Source organism: Flavobacterium sp. GCM10022190, assembly GCF_042656445.1.
GTDB classification, from domain to species: Bacteria; Bacteroidota; Bacteroidia; order Flavobacteriales; family Flavobacteriaceae; genus Flavobacterium; species Flavobacterium nitratireducens.
Window position 1 is genome coordinate 1363149 of the sequence record NZ_JBHSOQ010000001.1, and the last position, 16194, is coordinate 1379342.

14 protein-coding genes and 1 tRNA gene are annotated in these 16194 nt (G+C 34.0%); all 15 read left to right on the forward strand.

Annotated elements, in window-relative coordinates:
• The first annotated feature begins 4 nt into the window (after window positions 1-4).
• The 15 genes from ACFPTQ_RS05625 to ACFPTQ_RS05695 all read left to right on the forward strand — a co-directional run bounded on the left by ACFPTQ_RS05625 (window position 5) and on the right by ACFPTQ_RS05695 (window position 16028).
• Entirely contained in the window at window positions 5-346 is a 342-nt protein-coding gene (locus ACFPTQ_RS05625; RefSeq protein WP_379774929.1) for an FtsL-like putative cell division protein, read from the forward strand.
• Window positions 337-2340, forward strand: a complete 2004-nt coding sequence (locus tag ACFPTQ_RS05630; RefSeq protein WP_379774931.1) for a penicillin-binding protein — start codon at window positions 337-339, stop codon at window positions 2338-2340. Before ACFPTQ_RS05625 ends, ACFPTQ_RS05630 begins: the two co-directional genes overlap by 10 nt.
• Entirely contained in the window at window positions 2337-3800 is a 1464-nt protein-coding gene (locus tag ACFPTQ_RS05635) for a UDP-N-acetylmuramoyl-L-alanyl-D-glutamate--2,6-diaminopimelate ligase (RefSeq protein ID WP_379774934.1), read from the forward strand. Before ACFPTQ_RS05630 ends, ACFPTQ_RS05635 begins: the two co-directional genes overlap by 4 nt.
• Window positions 3801-3807: 7 nt before the next feature.
• Window positions 3808-5040: a phospho-N-acetylmuramoyl-pentapeptide-transferase gene (gene mraY, locus ACFPTQ_RS05640; protein WP_379774936.1), complete on the forward strand. Its 1233-nt coding sequence runs from the start codon at window positions 3808-3810 to the stop codon at window positions 5038-5040.
• A 1-nt stretch (window position 5041) separates the two neighbouring features.
• Window positions 5042-6373, forward strand: a complete 1332-nt coding sequence (gene murD, locus ACFPTQ_RS05645) for a UDP-N-acetylmuramoyl-L-alanine--D-glutamate ligase (protein WP_379774939.1) — start codon at window positions 5042-5044, stop codon at window positions 6371-6373.
• Window positions 6374-6470: 97 nt separating this feature from the next.
• The gene (locus tag ACFPTQ_RS05650; RefSeq protein WP_379774942.1) at window positions 6471-7760 is read left to right on the forward strand and encodes an FtsW/RodA/SpoVE family cell cycle protein; all 1290 of its coding nucleotides are present in this window, start codon (window positions 6471-6473) and stop codon (window positions 7758-7760) included.
• A gap of 27 nt (window positions 7761-7787) precedes the next feature.
• Complete coding sequence (gene murG, locus ACFPTQ_RS05655) at window positions 7788-8882, forward strand: undecaprenyldiphospho-muramoylpentapeptide beta-N-acetylglucosaminyltransferase (protein ID WP_379774944.1); 1095 nt, start codon at window positions 7788-7790, stop codon at window positions 8880-8882.
• Window positions 8883-8904: 22 nt separating this feature from the next.
• Complete coding sequence (murC, locus tag ACFPTQ_RS05660; RefSeq protein WP_379774946.1) at window positions 8905-10260, forward strand: UDP-N-acetylmuramate--L-alanine ligase; 1356 nt, start codon at window positions 8905-8907, stop codon at window positions 10258-10260.
• Window positions 10244-10969 (forward strand): cell division protein FtsQ/DivIB, encoded by a 726-nt coding sequence (locus tag ACFPTQ_RS05665; protein ID WP_379774948.1) that lies wholly within the window; start codon window positions 10244-10246, stop codon window positions 10967-10969. The genes murC and ACFPTQ_RS05665 overlap by 17 nt, the downstream gene beginning before the upstream one ends.
• A 6-nt stretch (window positions 10970-10975) precedes the next feature.
• The gene (ftsA, locus tag ACFPTQ_RS05670) at window positions 10976-12376 is read left to right on the forward strand and encodes a cell division protein FtsA (RefSeq protein ID WP_379774950.1); all 1401 of its coding nucleotides are present in this window, start codon (window positions 10976-10978) and stop codon (window positions 12374-12376) included.
• Between the two features lie 53 nt (window positions 12377-12429).
• On the forward strand, window positions 12430-14418 hold the full coding sequence (ftsZ, locus tag ACFPTQ_RS05675) for a cell division protein FtsZ (protein ID WP_379774952.1): 1989 nt from the start codon (window positions 12430-12432) through the stop codon (window positions 14416-14418).
• A 179-nt stretch (window positions 14419-14597) separates the two neighbouring features.
• Entirely contained in the window at window positions 14598-15047 is a 450-nt protein-coding gene (locus ACFPTQ_RS05680) for a GatB/YqeY domain-containing protein (protein WP_379774954.1), read from the forward strand.
• Between the two features lie 69 nt (window positions 15048-15116).
• Window positions 15117-15190, forward strand: a tRNA-Arg gene (locus ACFPTQ_RS05685).
• 108 nt (window positions 15191-15298) lie between these two features.
• Entirely contained in the window at window positions 15299-15544 is a 246-nt protein-coding gene (locus tag ACFPTQ_RS05690) for a GIY-YIG nuclease family protein (RefSeq protein WP_379774956.1), read from the forward strand.
• Between the two features lie 238 nt (window positions 15545-15782).
• Window positions 15783-16028: a GIY-YIG nuclease family protein gene (locus ACFPTQ_RS05695; RefSeq protein ID WP_379774959.1), complete on the forward strand. Its 246-nt coding sequence runs from the start codon at window positions 15783-15785 to the stop codon at window positions 16026-16028.
• The last annotated feature ends 166 nt before the right edge of the window (window positions 16029-16194 follow it).

Genomic DNA, 16194 nt, shown 5'->3' on the forward strand with positions numbered 1-16194 from the left:
AGGGATGAGTATTTATAATCTATTAAAAGCAAGATTTTTAATCGATGATGATGCGATAAAAAATTGGCGTTTTATAGTTTTTCTTATTGTGTTGGCTATCATTATGATTGCTAATACGCAACGATACGAACAAAAGGTTTTTAAGATCGCCGAATTGAGCGCTGAAGTTAAAGAACTGCGTTCGGAATTTGTTGATAAGCGTTCGGAATTGATGAAACTTCGAATGGAATCAACAGTTTCTCAAAAAATGGAGGAAAGACAAATTTTTCCTTCCACAGTACCACCTGTAAAAATTAAAGTAAAAAAAGAAGTTGAAAAAACTTTTCTTCAAAAGTTATGGCAGTAGATGATAAATACATATCGTACCGAATCTATCTGGTTGCTTTTGCTATTTTTTTAATAGCACTAGCAGTGGCTGTTAAGCTTACTAATATTCAGTGGGTAGAAGGAGAGTATTATCGTGAATTAGCCAAAGAAAGAACGGTCAAGAACTTTGTTATACCAGCTAATAAAGGAAATATTTACTCGGCTGATGGAAGTTTATTGGCTACTTCAATTCCTAAATATACAATTCGCTTTGATGCTTTGGCGCCTACAAAAGAAAATTTTGAAAAATATGTCAACGACTTATCTGATTCTTTGGCTACTGTTTTAAATAAATCTTCTTTTTATTATCAAAATGAATTGCGAAAAGCGAGAGCTAATAACAATCGCTATTTTTTGGTAGCAAGAGATTTGAGTTACACCGAATATATGAAGATTAAAGGTTTTCCTTTATTTGAATTAGGACCTTATAAAGGTGGGATAATAATTGATCAAAAAACAGTTAGAGAACATCCAATAGGCAAAATTGCCGAAAGAACTATTGGTTACGAAAGAAAATACGATGCTGGTCATACGGATGGTAAAGGAATCGAATGGGCTTACAGAGAATATCTAAATGGTAAAGATGGTAGAATTTTAAAACAAAAAATTGCGAAAGGACAATGGAAACCTATTCGTGATATGAACGAAGTAGATCCTTTAGATGGCTATGATGTGATTTCTACCATTGATGTTTATATTCAGGATATAGCGCATCATGCTTTGTTGAAACAATTAGAAGATTATGAAGCCGACCATGGTTGTGTAGTAGTAATGGAAACGCACACTGGTCAGGTAAAAGCGATTTCTAATTTAGGTCGTGCTAATGATGGAACATATTATGAAACAACTAATTATGCTGTAGCCGAATCTCATGAACCAGGTTCTACTTTTAAATTAGTGGATTTAATGACCATATTAGAGGATAAAGTTGCTGATACTAGTACGGTGTATGATACTTATGGTGGTGTAATAAAATATTCTGGTAAATCAGTTAGAGATTCGCATGAAGGCGGTTATGGGAAGATTTCTTTGGCAAGAGGTTTTGAGCTTTCTTCTAATACTGTTTTAGTACAGGCAGTTTACAATAATTATAAAAACAATCCTTCCAAATTTGTTAATCGTGTTAATTCTTATGGATTGAACAAACGTTTGAATATGGATTTTAAGGGGGAAGGACGTCCTTTTATACCGCAACCTTCTGATAAGAATTGGTCTAATATTTCCTTGCCTTGGATGGCTTTTGGTTATGGTGTTTCGGTTACGCCAATGCAAACATTAGCGTATTATAATGCAGTGGCAAATGATGGTGTAATGGTAAAACCACAATTTGTATCCGAAATTAAAGAATGGAACAGAACCATAAAAAAAATGGAACCAGTTGTTATCAATCCTAAAATATGTTCAGATGCTACTTTGGCTAAACTAAAAGCAGTGTTGAAAAATGTGGTTAAAAAAGGAACAGGTTCTAAGTTGTATTCTAAAGATTTTCCTATGGCTGGAAAAACCGGAACAGCTCAGGTAAATTATGGAAAAAGAGATGGCTCAGGATTGTATTATGCTTCTTCATTTGTTGGGTATTTCCCAGCAGATAAACCAAAATATTCTTGTATTGTAGTAGTTCATAAACCTAATACAGCCAATAATAATTATTATGGTGCTGATGTGGCTGGTCCTGTTTTTAAACGCATTGCACAAAAGATTTTTACCGAAGTTCCTTCGACTAATGAGATTAAGAAATTAGATGGAAAGATTGCAAAACAGGAAAAAAATTATAATGCCTATTACGCAAAGCTTCAAAAAACAAATCAATTGATTCCAAATGTTAAAGGAATGCCTGGAATGGATGCTATTGCTTTATTAGAAAATTTAGGATTAAGAGTGAGGACAAAGGGGATTGGAAAAGTGAAAAATCAATCTCTAAAAGCAGGGCAAAATATTACTAAAAACACAACTATAACCTTAGAATTATCGTGATTATATTAAAAGACATATTATATAGAGTTGCAATTGAAGCTGTACATGGTTCGACAGATATTGCTATCGGTAAATTGGATTTTGATTCCAGAAAAATTCAAGCTGGTGATGTATTTGTTGCTATTCGCGGAACCGTTTCGGATGGTCATGATTATATTCAAAAAGCAATCGATTTAGGAGCTAAAGCTATTGTATGCGATACTTTTCCAGAGCAGTTTGTAAGCGATGTTACCTATGTAAAAGTGGATGATACCAATAAGGCAATGGCTTTTTTAGCTGCAAATTATTTTGGAGATCCGTCAGAGAAATTAAAGTTAGTTGGAATTACTGGTACTAACGGTAAAACTACCATTGCTTCTTTGTTGTATCAGTTGTTTAAAAAAGCAGGTTTCAAAGTTGGTTTACTTTCAACCGTTAAAATTTTAGTGGATGATATAGAATTTAAAGCGACTCATACCACACCTGATTCCATTACGATAAATTACTACTTGAATGAAATGATTCAGGCTGGAGTCGAATATTGTTTTATGGAAGTGAGTTCACATGGAATTCATCAAAAACGTACAGAAGCCTTGCATTTTGCTGGTGGTGTTTTTACTAATTTGTCACACGACCATTTAGATTATCATGCCACATTTGCAGAGTATAGAGATGTTAAAAAATCATTTTTTGATAATTTACCTAAAACTGCTTTTGCTATTTCGAATATCGATGATAAGAATGGAGCAGTGATGTTGCAAAACAGTGTTGCTAAAAAAAGAACTTATGCTTTGAAATCGTATGCCGATTATAAAGCACAAATCTTAGAAAACTTATTGTCAGGTTTATTATTGAAAATAGAGGGCAATGAAGTTTGGGTGAAGTTAATTGGTGTTTTTAATGCATATAATCTTTTAGCAATTTATGCAACTGCTATCGAATTAGGTTTGGATAATTTAGAAACCCTTCGATTATTATCAGAGTTAGAAAGCGTTTCAGGAAGATTCCAATATATCGTTTCAGATACGAATATCACCGCAATTGTAGATTATGCACATACGCCCGATGCCTTAGAAAATGTGTTGAAGACCATCAATGAAGTTCGTACAAAAAATGAACAATTGATTACAATTGTTGGTTGCGGTGGTAATAGAGATAAAGCTAAACGACCAATTATGGCCGAAATAGCTTCTGAGTTGAGCAACAAAGCCATTTTAACATCTGATAATCCGCGCGATGAAGATCCGGATGATATTATTGCAGAAATGGAAAAAGGAGTGCCTCCACAAAATCATAAAAAAGTTTTTGCGGTTACCGATAGAAAACAAGCGATCAAAATTGCATGTCAATTGGCTCAGCCAAAAGATATCATTCTGATTGCAGGAAAAGGACATGAAACCTATCAAGAAATCAAAGGTGTTCGCACTGATTTTGATGATATGAAAATTGTAAAAGAAATTTTAGAACAACTACATAAATAGTAAAATTATGCTGTATTATTTATTCGATTATTTCAATAAAGTATTAAATCTTTCTGGAACAGGAGTTTTCCAGTACATTACTTTTAGATCGTCATTAGCTTTTATTCTATCGTTGTTGTTGTCTACAATTTACGGTAAAAGAGTAATTAAGTTTTTGCAAAGACAACAAGTAGGTGAAACAATTCGCGAACTTGGTTTGGAAGGACAAAATGAAAAAGCAGGAACTCCTACAATGGGAGGACTAATTATCATTTTTGCAACCTTAATTCCAGTTTTGTTGTTTGCCAAATTGCATAATATTTACATTGTGTTGCTTATTGTGACCACTTTATGGATGGGAACAATTGGTTTTATTGATGATTATATTAAAATTTTCAAAAAAGACAAACAAGGTTTAAAAGGAATTTTTAAAGTGGTTGGTCAAGTAGGATTAGGATTAATTGTTGGTAGCGTATTATATTTCAATCCTCATGTTACTGTTCGAACTGATACGGGTAAAACGGATGTTTTTAAAGTAATTAATCAAACGGAACTAGTTGCTCCAGCTCCGGTTTATGAAAAATCGACCGCTACCACAATTCCATTTTTTAAGAATAATGAATTTGATTATGCTGAATTATTAGCATGGACTGGTGATGGTTATGAAAAATGGGCGTGGCTAATTTTTATTCCAGTTGTGATTTTTATTATTACTGCTGTTTCTAATGGTGCCAATTTAACTGATGGTATCGATGGACTCGCTGCGGGAACTTCGGCCATATCGGTCTTGGCATTGGCAATATTTACATTCGTTTCGGGGAATATTATTTTCTCTAATTACTTAAATATTATGTATATCCCTAACTCAGGTGAAATGACAGTGTTTATAGCGGCATTTGCAGGAGCTCTTATTGGATTTTTATGGTATAACTCCTATCCAGCATCGGTTTTTATGGGAGATACGGGTAGTTTGACTATTGGAGGGATCATTGCAGTATTGGCTATTGCAGTTCGTAAAGAATTGTTGATTCCGTTACTATGTGGAATTTTCTTGGTGGAAAATTTATCCGTGGTTTTGCAAGTAAGTTATTTTAAATATACCAAGAAACGTACAGGAGAAGGAAAGCGAATTTTTCTGATGTCGCCTTTACATCATCATTATCAAAAGAAAGGCTATCATGAAAGTAAAATTGTTACTCGATTTTGGATTGTAGCCATCTTATTAGCCATACTTTCAATAGTTACCTTAAAATTAAGATAAGATGAGATTAGTTGTTTTAGGCGGTGGTGAAAGCGGAGTAGGTACTGCTATTCTCGGGAAACAAAAAGGATATGAAGTTTTTATCTCAGATTATGGAAAAATCAAAGAAAGTTACAAGCAAGTTCTTTTACAAAACGGTATTGAATGGGAGGATGAAAAACATACGGAATCTTTGATCTTAAATGCCAATGTGGTAATGAAAAGTCCCGGGATTCCTGATAAAGCCCCCATTGTTAAGAAACTAGTCGAAAAAGGGATTCCAGTGATTTCAGAAATTGAATTTGCAGCTCCTTTTACTAAGGCCATCACGATAGGAATTACAGGAAGTAATGGAAAAACAACCACAACAATGCTTACCTACCATTTGTTAAAATCGGCAGGTTTGAATGTAGGTTTAGCTGGGAATATTGGGAAGAGTTTTGCAGAACAGGTTGCCGAAGATAAGTACGATAGCTATGTGTTGGAATTAAGTAGTTTTCAATTAGACGGAATCGTCAATTACAAGCCTCATATTGCTATTATTACCAATATAAGTCCGGATCATTTAGATCGATACGATTATAAATATGAAAATTATATTGAATCGAAATTTAGAATCACAATGAACCAAACGGAAGAGGATTATCTCATTTATGATGCAGATGATGAAGCGATTTCAGAATGGTTAAAAAAGAATAGAACAAAAGCAAAATTAATACCTTTTTCATTGACACAAACATTTGAAGAAGGAGCCTTTATAAAAGATAATACAATGGAATCAATCATTAATCAAGAAGAGTTCAAAATGGAAACCGAATCAATTGCCTTAGAAGGAAAACACAATCTTAAAAATGCAATGGCAGCCACTTCTGTAGCAAAATTGATGCAAATTAGAAAAGCTACCATTCGCGAAAGTTTATCTAATTTCCAAGGTGTTGAACACCGTCTTGAAAAAGTGTTGAAAATTCAAAATGTGCAATACATTAATGATTCGAAAGCGACTAATGTAAATGCTGCTTTTTTTGCATTGGATAGTATGACTACACCAACAGTTTGGATTGTTGGAGGTGTAGATAAAGGGAATGATTACAATGAATTAATGGCTTTGGTTCGCGAGAAAGTGAAAGCAATTATTTGTTTAGGAGTAGATAATCGCAAAATTATTGATGCTTTTGGAAACGTAGTGGACATCATGGTAGAAGTAAACACAATGAATGATGCTGTTAAAATGGCGCAACGTATTTCTGAAAAAGGCGATACGGTTTTATTGTCTCCTGCTTGTGCAAGTTTTGATTTATTTGAAAACTACGAAGATAGAGGGCGTCAATTTAAAGATGCAGTACATAATTTGTAAATAGAAGTTAGAAGTTAGGTGTCAGAAGTTAGAAATGTTTGGAGGAAAACATACAAACTCATAACCCATAACTTATAACCCATAACTTGATAAAAAAATGAAAAAACTAATTAACAGATTAAAAGGGGATAAAGGTATTTGGTCATTCGTGGCCTTACTGGCTTTGTTTTCCTTTATGCCTGTTTTTAGTGCGAGTAGTAATTTGGCCTATCTAGGTCATGGGACTGGAAATACCTTAGGTTATTTGGTAAAACATTTGGCACACGTAGCCTGCGGATTTTTTATCATTTATTATGTACACAAAGTTCCTTATCATTATTTCCGTTCGATATCCAAATGGATGTTGCCAATTGTTTGGATTATTCTAGCAATAACAATGATTAAGGGAACGATGATTGGTGGTGCAAATGCTAGTAGATGGCTCCAAATTCCGTTTGTGGGGATTTCGTTTCAGCCTTCGGCTTTTGCAGCTTTGGTGCTTTATGTATTTGTAGCGCGCTATTTGTCCAAAACTCGAACTGAACCTATTGATTTCATAGAATCATTAAGACAGTTGTGGTTACCGGTATTTATAACTTTGATGTTTATTTTGCCATCCAATTTTTCTACTACAGCGCTTATTTTTTCAATGATATTAATGTTGGTTTTCATTGGGAAATACCCAATGAAATTCATTGGGATTATAGTAGGTTCTGGGGTTTTGTTTTTAGTGTTTTTTGTATTGATTGCTAAAGCATTTCCGGATGCAAAGTTTTTTAGTAGGGTGAGTACTTGGGAAAGCCGAATTGAAAATTTTAGCACCGATAAACCAGATGAGGATGATTATCAAATTGAGAAAGCTAAAATTGCGATTGCTTCGGGAAAAATATATGGTTTAGGTCCAGGAAAGAGTGTTCAGAAAAACTTTTTGCCTCAATCTTCTTCCGATTTTATTTACGCCATTATTGTAGAAGAATACGGCTTAATTGGAGGATTAGGAGTTTTGGGTTTGTATTTGTTGTTGCTTTTCCGTTTTGTAGTTGCTTCTCATAAGGCAAATACATTGTTTGGGAAGTTGGTGGTGATAGGATTGGGATTTCCCATGATTTTTCAGGCGATGATTAATATGGCTGTTGCCGTAGAATTACTACCCGTTACTGGACAAACCTTGCCTTTAATTAGTAGTGGAGGAACATCTATTTGGATGACTTGTATTGCACTAGGGATAATTATTGGCGTTACCAAAAAAGAAGAAGAAATTGAACAAGAGCAAAAAGAAGCTGCTAAACGAGAAGAAGCACTTCAACGATTAATAGATGCAGAATTAGCTGCTGAAGAAAATAGAAACGAGAGCTATTCAATTGAGGATAAAGTTTCTAATCCGATGAACGCAGTTTTGAATAAATAATTTTTGAATTAATATCTTTTGACAATAATGAAACAATACAAATTCATATTAAGTGGTGGAGGAACAGGAGGGCATATTTACCCTGCAGTTGCAATTGCTAATGAATTAAAATCAAGATTTCCAGATGCAGAGTTTCTTTTTGTCGGTGCCGAAGATAAAATGGAAATGCAAAAAGTACCTCAAGCGGGTTATGCTATTAAAGGTTTGTGGATTGCTGGATTACAAAGAAAATTGACTTTGCAAAATATGTTGTTCCCAGTAAAGTTGATTAACAGTTTATGGAAATCCAGAAAGATTATTAAAGAATTTAAACCGGATGTAGTTATCGGTACAGGAGGATTTGCGAGTGGACCTTTATTACAAATGGCTAATATGCTCGGGATTCCAACATTAATTCAAGAACAAAATTCCTTCCCAGGAATCACAAATAAGTTATTGAGTAAAAAAGCCAATGCAATTTGTGTGGCTTATGAAAATTTAGATCAATTTTTTCCAAAAGGGAAAATGATATTGACTGGTAATCCAGTGCGCCAGGATTTGATTGCTATTGATGAAAAAAGAGAGGAAGCGATAGCTTATTTTAAATTAGATGCTAAAAAGAAAACACTTTTAGTGCTTGGAGGAAGTTTAGGTGCTAGAAGAATTAATCAGTTGATAGAAAAAGAGCTGGATACTATATTAGCTCAAAATGTTCAAATTATTTGGCAGTGTGGAAAGTTGTATTTTGAAGATTATAAAAAATACAATTCAGAAAATGTTCAGGTAGTGGCTTTTATTGAACGAATGGATTTTGTATATGCCGCTGCTGATATTATTATTTCTAGAGCAGGAGCTTCTTCGGTGTCGGAATTGTGTATTGTAGGGAAGCCTGTGATTTTTATTCCTTCGCCAAATGTAGCCGAAGATCATCAAACTAAAAATGCAAAAGCAATTGTAGATAAAAAAGGAGCTATTTTGCTTAAAGAGACTCAATTGAATTCTGAGTTTAGTTTGGTTTTTGAAGCTTTATTAAAAGATGCAGAAAAGCAAAATCAGCTAAGTGAAAATATAAAAGAATTGGCTTTGCCGGAAGCAACCCAGCAAATTGCCGACGAAGTGGTGAAATTAATTAGAAAGAAATAATCAGAAAATAAATTTAGTAGTTATGAACTTAAACCAAATACAAAATGTCTTTTTTATCGGTATCGGAGGTATTGGTATGAGTGCTTTGGCGCGTTATTTTAAGTATATTGGGAAAAATGTTTCTGGTTATGATAAAACGCCAACTATTTTAACGAACGAGTTAATTGATAGCGGGATTGATATTCACTTTGAAGATGAAATCAATTTGATCCCTAAAGATTATTTTATCGAAAATACCCTTGTAATTATAACGCCGGCTGTTCCTAAAAATCATTCGCAATGGAATTATTTTTTAGAGCGTAATTATCAGGTAAAAAAGAGAGCTGAAGTTTTGGGTATTATTACTAAAGATACTTTCTGCTTTGCTGTAGCTGGAACACATGGGAAAACAACAACCTCTAGTATTTTAGGACATATTTTACATGAAAGTGGTGCTGATGTTACTGCTTTTATTGGCGGAATTGTTGAAAATTATAATTCCAATTTAATAGGAAGTGGAAAAACGGTAACTGTTGTAGAAGCAGATGAGTTTGATCGTTCCTTTTTGCATTTGCATCCCAATATTGCTTGTGTTACTTCAATGGATGCCGATCACTTGGATATCTATGGAACTAGCGATGCAATCAAAGAATCATTTACGGAATTTGCTGATAAAGTAGAAGATAAAAATAAATTATTTATTACGTCCGAATTACCTCTTTCCGGCGTAGTAGTAGGAGTTAATCAAGAAGAGGCTTTTTATAATGCTTTTAATATACGAATTGTGGATGGTAGTTATGTTTTTGATGTAAAAACACCTAACGGAATTTTAAAAGATTTCCGTTTTGGATTGCCTGGAAGACACAATTTGATGAATGCTTTAATGGCTCTTGCCATGGCAGTAAATTTCGGTACCCCAACCGTTGCCATTGCAAGAGCCTTAGCTTCTTTTAAAGGCATAAGAAGACGTTTTTCTTATCAAATTAAAACGGAAAATTTAGTTTACATCGATGATTATGCACATCATCCTACAGAGATTAATGCGGTGCATCAAGCGGTAAGAGAGTTGTATCCTGGGAAGAAGGTTTTAGCTGTTTTTCAACCGCATTTGTTTAGTAGAACTAGAGATTTTGTAGATGATTTTGCTAAAAGTCTTTCTCAGTTTGATGAAGTGTATTTGATGGAGATTTATCCCGCAAGAGAATTGCCTATGGAAGGAGTTACATCGGAGTGGTTGTTTTCTAAAATTGACAATGCAAATAAATCCATTGTTTCAAAAGAAGATTTAATTTCGATGATGGTTCAGAACGATGCGGAAGTCATGGTGACTATTGGAGCTGGTGATATCGGAGAAATGGTACAAGAAATTAAAAATGCTTTAAATGAAAAAAATATTTAATTGGACAAACGTCAGATTAATCCTGATGTTGTGCTTGGTTATTTTTCTTTTTTCGTTTACAATAAATCGAAATGAGAAACGCAAACTGTCCAAAATAGATATTGTTTTTGTAGGAAAAAACAATCCTTTTGTCAAAGCTGAAACGGTTGATAAATTGTTAATAGAAAATATGAACAACCGTTTAGCTATTGAAAAAGATAAATTAGATTTGAATAAGTTGGAGCGAATACTAGATTCAAATGCGATGATTGACGAATCAGATGTTTTTGTAAGTATAGATGGTGTTCTAAAAGCAGTGGTAAAGCAAAAGACTCCTGTAGCCAGGGTGGTTGATGAATCAGAATCTTTTTACATTGATTATAAAGGTAGTAAGATGCCGCTTTCGGATAATTTTACAGCTAGAGTTCCATTAGTTTCTGGGAATGTTACTAGTGAAAATAAAGAGAAATTAGCGCAATTGTTTCGTGTGATTTATGAAGATGAATTTTTGAAAAAAAACATCATTGGAATACAAGTTATGCCTAATTCTAGCTTGAAAATGTTCAACAGGAATTACGATTATCAGATTGTTTTTGGTAGTTTGAACAATTTTGAAACAAAATTTAAGAACTATAAAGCGTTTTTTCAAAAAGCAGTTTTAGATAGTACTTTGTATAAATATAAAATGATTGACCTGAGGTTTACAAAACAAGTAGTTTGCACTAAATAATAGAAAATGGAAAAAGAGAATATTGCAGTAGGTCTAGATATAGGGACAACCAAAATCGTTGCCATGATTGGCAAAAAAAATGAGTATGGTAAGTTAGAAATTTTGGGAGTTGGAAAATCCAAAAGTTTAGGTGTGGCTAGAGGAGTGGTGAATAACATAACACAAACTATTCAATCTATCCAGCAAGCAATTAATGAAGCAGAAACAAATTCAGGTTATAAAATTAAAGATGTTGTAGTAGGAATTGCGGGTCAGCATATTCGTAGTATTCAGCATACGGATTATATAAGCAGAACGAATCCAGAAGAAGTAATAGGTGGTGATGATATTCAATTATTGATAGATCAGGTAAATAAATTGGCAATGTTGCCAGGGGAAGAAATTATTCACGTATTACCACAAGAATTTAAAATAGACGGGCAATCTGAAATAAAAGAGCCTATTGGGATGTATGGAGGTAGATTAGAATCTAGTTTCCATGTGGTAGTAGGTCAGGCGTCTTCGATACGTAATGTAGGTCGTTGCATTCAGAGTTCAGGAATAGAATTGTCTGGATTAACATTAGAGCCTTTAGCGTCATCAGATGCGGTTTTGAGTCAGGAGGAGAAAGAAGCAGGAGTTGCTTTGATTGATATTGGTGGTGGAACAACTGACTTGGCTATTTTTAAAGATGGAATTATTCGTCACACAGCTGTAATTCCTTTTGGGGGAAATGTAATTACAGATGATATTAAAGAAGGTTGCTCAATAATAGAAAAACAAGCTGAATTATTAAAAGTAAAATTCGGTTCGGCTTGGCCAGGAGAAAATAGAGACAATGAAATCGTTTCTATACCAGGTTTAAGAGGAAGAGAACCAAAAGAAATTTCGTTAAAGAACTTATCTAAAATTATTCATGCTCGTGTAGTCGAAATTATAGAACAAGTTTTTACTGAAATTAAGGCTTACGGACACGAAGATCCTAGAAAAAAACTAATAGCAGGAATTGTTCTTACAGGTGGCGGAGCTCAACTAAAGCATATCAAACAATTAGTAGAATACATTACAGGAATGGACACTAGAATAGGGTATCCTAATGAACATCTGGCGGGGAATTCAGATGAAGAGTTTTCGAGTCCTTTGTATGCTACGGCTGTTGGATTAGTAATGAACAGTATCGCTAATAATACGCAAAGTGCAGTTAGAAAAGAAGAAGTAGTTCCTCAAAGAACTGTTTTTTATCGTGAAGCAGTTGTAGAGCCTGTGGAGCGTTATCAGCAGCAAGAGGTTGAGGAGGTACAAACTCAAGCACCAGTGCAAACACAAAGTTATTCAAAAAAAGAAGAATCTACAGGGGATAAGATTAAGCGATCGTTTTTTGACCGCTATGTAGACAAGATTAAAGATTTTTTAGATAACGCAGAGTAACAAAAAATAAAATAAAGGAATACAAAATATATTAATATCAAATACCAAATAATATGACGAGCAACTCAGAATTTGGAAGTATTTCATTTGATTTACCTAAAAATCAATCAAATGTTATAAAAGTAATCGGTGTTGGTGGGGGCGGAAGCAACGCGATCAATCACATGTTTAAACAAGGAATCAAAGGGGTAGATTTCATTGTTTGTAATACAGATTCACAAGCATTACAAAATAGTGCTGTTCCTAACAAAATTCAATTAGGTGTTAACTTAACTGAAGGTTTAGGTGCTGGAGCAAATCCAGATGTAGGACAACAGTCGGCTATTGAAAGTATCGCTGATATTGAAAAAATGTTAGATCGCAATACTAAAATGGTGTTTATTACTGCCGGAATGGGTGGAGGTACTGGAACTGGTGCTGCGCCTGTAATTGCTCAGCTGGCTAAAGAAAGAGAAATCTTAACTGTTGGTATTGTTACTTTACCATTTACTTTCGAAGGTAAGGTTCGTCAAGAACAAGCACTTATTGGTATTGAAAAATTACGTAAACAAGTAGATTCTCTTATTGTAATTAATAATAATAAGTTAAGAGAAGTTTACGGTAATCTTGGTTTCAAAGCCGGATTCTCAAAAGCGGATGAAGTATTAGCTACAGCCTCTAGAGGGATTGCTGAAGTTATTACACATCACTACACTCAAAATATCGATTTACGTGATGCTAAAACGGTATTAGCAAATAGCGGAACAGCAATTATGGGATCTTCTGTTGCATCAGGAGAAAACAGAGCGAAAGAAGCTATTATCGCTGCATTAGACTCTCCTTTATTGAATGATAATAAAATTACAGGTGCCAAAAACGTATTGTTGCTCATCGTTTCTGGTTCTAATGAAATTACTTTAGATGAGATTGGTGAAATTAATGACCATATTCAAAGTGAAGCTGGTTATAATGCTAATATCATCATGGGGGTTGGTGAAGATGAATCATTAGGAGATGCCGTTGCTGTGACTATTATTGCAACAGGATTTGATATTGAACAACAAAGCGGAATTGTAAATACAGAACCTAAAAAAATCATTCATACCTTAGAAGATGAACAAAAAATTGTTCATAATCTAAGTAATACTCCAGTAGCGAGTTTTGACTTAAACATTGATAAGCCAGTAAGCGCTCCAGAAGAAAGAGTGGTTTTTGAATTAATCGATGAAGAGGAAGATGTAATAGCTGAGGCACCACAAGTTGTTGAGCAGCCAGTACCTGTTCCAGGGAATGAGGAATTAATGGCAATGTCTGAATTTATTAAAAATATAGATGTTACTTTTGAAATCGTTTCACCAATAAAAGAAGAGGAGTTTACTTTTTCTGCACCAAAAGTAGAAGAAGTTAAAGCTGTTGTTGAACAACCAAAAGTTGTTGAAAAACAAGAACAAACCTCTTTTTCATTTGAATTGCCACTTTACAAATCAGAACCGGTTAAATCAGAACCAGTAAAGTCTGAGCCAGTTGCTGCTAAAGAAGAGAAAGTTATATTTGAATTGACAAATGAAACTAAGGAGATAAAAGTAAATCAAGCGGTTCAATTTGTTCCTGTAACTGAGTTGTCTGATAATGGGGTTATCAAATATTCTCTAGAAGAATACATGGACGCTGAAAACGAATTGTTGTCTTCTAAACCTGTAGCAAAAGTTGTAGAAGAAGTAATTCCAGAGGAATTGAATATTACAATGAAGAAAATTGAGTCGGCTCCAGAAGATTTCACAAGAAATGAAGATATTTCTCCTATTGAAATGACAATCGAAGAAACTTTGCGTTTAAGAGCTGATGAGAGACGAAAAAAATTAAAAGAATTTAATTATAAGTTTCATAACAACGTATCAAAAATTGATGAATACGAAAAAGAGCCAGCTTATAAAAGATTAGGTATCGATATTTCTAATAATCAAACAAATAATGCCAACTCAAGAATTTCTGTTGGAACAGATAGTAATAATGACTTACAATTGCGTTCTAACAATTCTTATTTGCATGATAATGTAGATTAGTTAAATTAATTTCAAAAACAATAACCCGAAGATTGCATTTAATTTTCGGGTTATTTTTTTTAACTTCGCGCAGTGATAATAACAAAAACCAATGCTTGTAATGAGCATTTTTTTAGTTTAATTCACCACTATCAATTAAAAGTCTAACTAAGCAAGTTTGCTTACTTAAAAACATACAAATGAGTTTATCATCAAAAATCATGGATGAAATGAAAACAGCCATGAAAGCAAAAGATACTGTTGCTTTAGAAGCTTTACGAGCAATAAAATCGGAATTACTTTTAGCGCAAACCGCCTCAGGTTCTAAAGAAGAAATTTCAGAAGAGGAAGAAATCAAATTATTACAACGTTTGGTTAAAACTCGTAAAGAAAGTGCTAGAATTTATACAGAGCAAAATCGTCCTGATTTAGCCGAACCAGAATTGGCTCAGGTTGCTGTAATCGAAAAGTTTTTGCCTGCGCAATTAAGTGAGGCAGAAATAGAAGCAGTAATCGCAAAAATTATCGCTGAAACTGGAGCTTCAGGGATTGCTTCTATGGGTAAAGTAATGGGCTTAGCTACATCACAATTAGGAGGAGCTGCTGAAGGAAAAACAGTTTCTTCCATTGTTAAAAAATTATTGGTTTAAAATCCAAAATAAAAGTTCCAAATTCCAATTAGGCATTTTAAAATATTGGAATTTATAAATTTATATTTTGACTGCGTAGTTCAACTGGATAGAATATCAGATTTCGGCTCTGAGGGTTGGGGGTTCGAACCCCTCCGCGGTCACAATTTTAAAGTTTCAAAAATAGTCAAGTTAGTTTGATTGTTTTTGAAGCTTTTTGTTTTAATTAGAAATAGTCAATTTTTTTTGTAAATATCAAATTTCAATGAGCTATGAAATATTATGTCTATGTTCTGGAGAGTGAAAAGGATGGTAGGCTGTATAAAGGTCATACATCTGATATTGATAAAAGAATAAAAGAACATAATTCAGGTAAAACAAAATCTACTAAAGCATATAGGCCCTGGAATTTAGTTTATTTTGAAGTGTTTGATACAAGAGAAGAAGCTGTTCTTCGCGAAAAATATTTTAAGTCGGGAATTGGTAGAGAATTTTTAAAAGAGAAATTAGGGAATTAAGACTGTATGGTTTCTTTCTAACGCTAGGCAACTAGATACCTGTCTGGCGACAGTCGGGGAATATTAGATTTCGGCTCTGAGGGTTAGGGTTCCCCGCCTGCCGGTCGGGCAGGGAACCCCTCCGCGGTCATAATATTTAAGCTTCAAAAATAGTCAAGTTAGTTTGATAGTTTTTGAAGCTTATTGTTTTAATTAGAAATAGTCAATTTTTTTTGTAAAAATCAATTTTCAATGAGCTATGAAATATTATGTCTATGTTCTGGAGAGTCAAAAGGATGGTAGGCTGTATAAAGGTCATACATCTGATATTGATAAAAGAATAAAAGAACATAATTCAGGTAAAACAAAATCTACTAAGGCATATAAGCCCTGGAATTTGGTTTATTTTGAAGTGTTTAATACAAGAGAAGAAGCTGTTCTTCGCGAAAAATATTTTAAGTCGGGAATTGGTAGAGAATTTTTAAAAGAGAAATTAGAGAAATAAAGACTGTATGGTTTCTTCATAACGACAGGCAACTGGATACCTGTCTGGCGACAGTCAGGGAATATCAGATTTCGGCTCTGAGGGTTGGTGGTTCCCCGCCTGCCGGTCGGGCAGGGAACCCCTCCGCGGTCACAATATTTAAGCTTCAAAAATAGTCAAGTTAGTT

Excerpts from the sequence above, each read along its gene's own strand:
- ACFPTQ_RS05625 (WP_379774929.1), top strand. The coding sequence starts at position 5 with ATGAGTATTTATAATCTATTAAAAGCAAGATTTTTAATCGATGATGAT.
- ACFPTQ_RS05630 (WP_379774931.1), top strand. The coding sequence starts at position 337 with ATGGCAGTAGATGATAAATACATATCGTACCGAATCTATCTGGTTGCT.
- mraY (WP_379774936.1), top strand. The coding sequence starts at position 3,808 with ATGCTGTATTATTTATTCGATTATTTCAATAAAGTATTAAATCTTTCT.
- murD (WP_379774939.1), top strand. The coding sequence starts at position 5,042 with ATGAGATTAGTTGTTTTAGGCGGTGGTGAAAGCGGAGTAGGTACTGCT.
- ACFPTQ_RS05650 (WP_379774942.1), top strand. The coding sequence starts at position 6,471 with ATGAAAAAACTAATTAACAGATTAAAAGGGGATAAAGGTATTTGGTCA.
- murG (WP_379774944.1), top strand. The coding sequence starts at position 7,788 with ATGAAACAATACAAATTCATATTAAGTGGTGGAGGAACAGGAGGGCAT.
- murC (WP_379774946.1), top strand. The coding sequence starts at position 8,905 with ATGAACTTAAACCAAATACAAAATGTCTTTTTTATCGGTATCGGAGGT.
- ACFPTQ_RS05665 (WP_379774948.1), top strand. The coding sequence starts at position 10,244 with ATGAAAAAAATATTTAATTGGACAAACGTCAGATTAATCCTGATGTTG.
- ftsA (WP_379774950.1), top strand. The coding sequence starts at position 10,976 with ATGGAAAAAGAGAATATTGCAGTAGGTCTAGATATAGGGACAACCAAA.
- ftsZ (WP_379774952.1), top strand. The coding sequence starts at position 12,430 with ATGACGAGCAACTCAGAATTTGGAAGTATTTCATTTGATTTACCTAAA.
- ACFPTQ_RS05680 (WP_379774954.1), top strand. The coding sequence starts at position 14,598 with ATGAGTTTATCATCAAAAATCATGGATGAAATGAAAACAGCCATGAAA.
- ACFPTQ_RS05690 (WP_379774956.1), top strand. The coding sequence starts at position 15,299 with ATGAAATATTATGTCTATGTTCTGGAGAGTGAAAAGGATGGTAGGCTG.
- ACFPTQ_RS05695 (WP_379774959.1), top strand. The coding sequence starts at position 15,783 with ATGAAATATTATGTCTATGTTCTGGAGAGTCAAAAGGATGGTAGGCTG.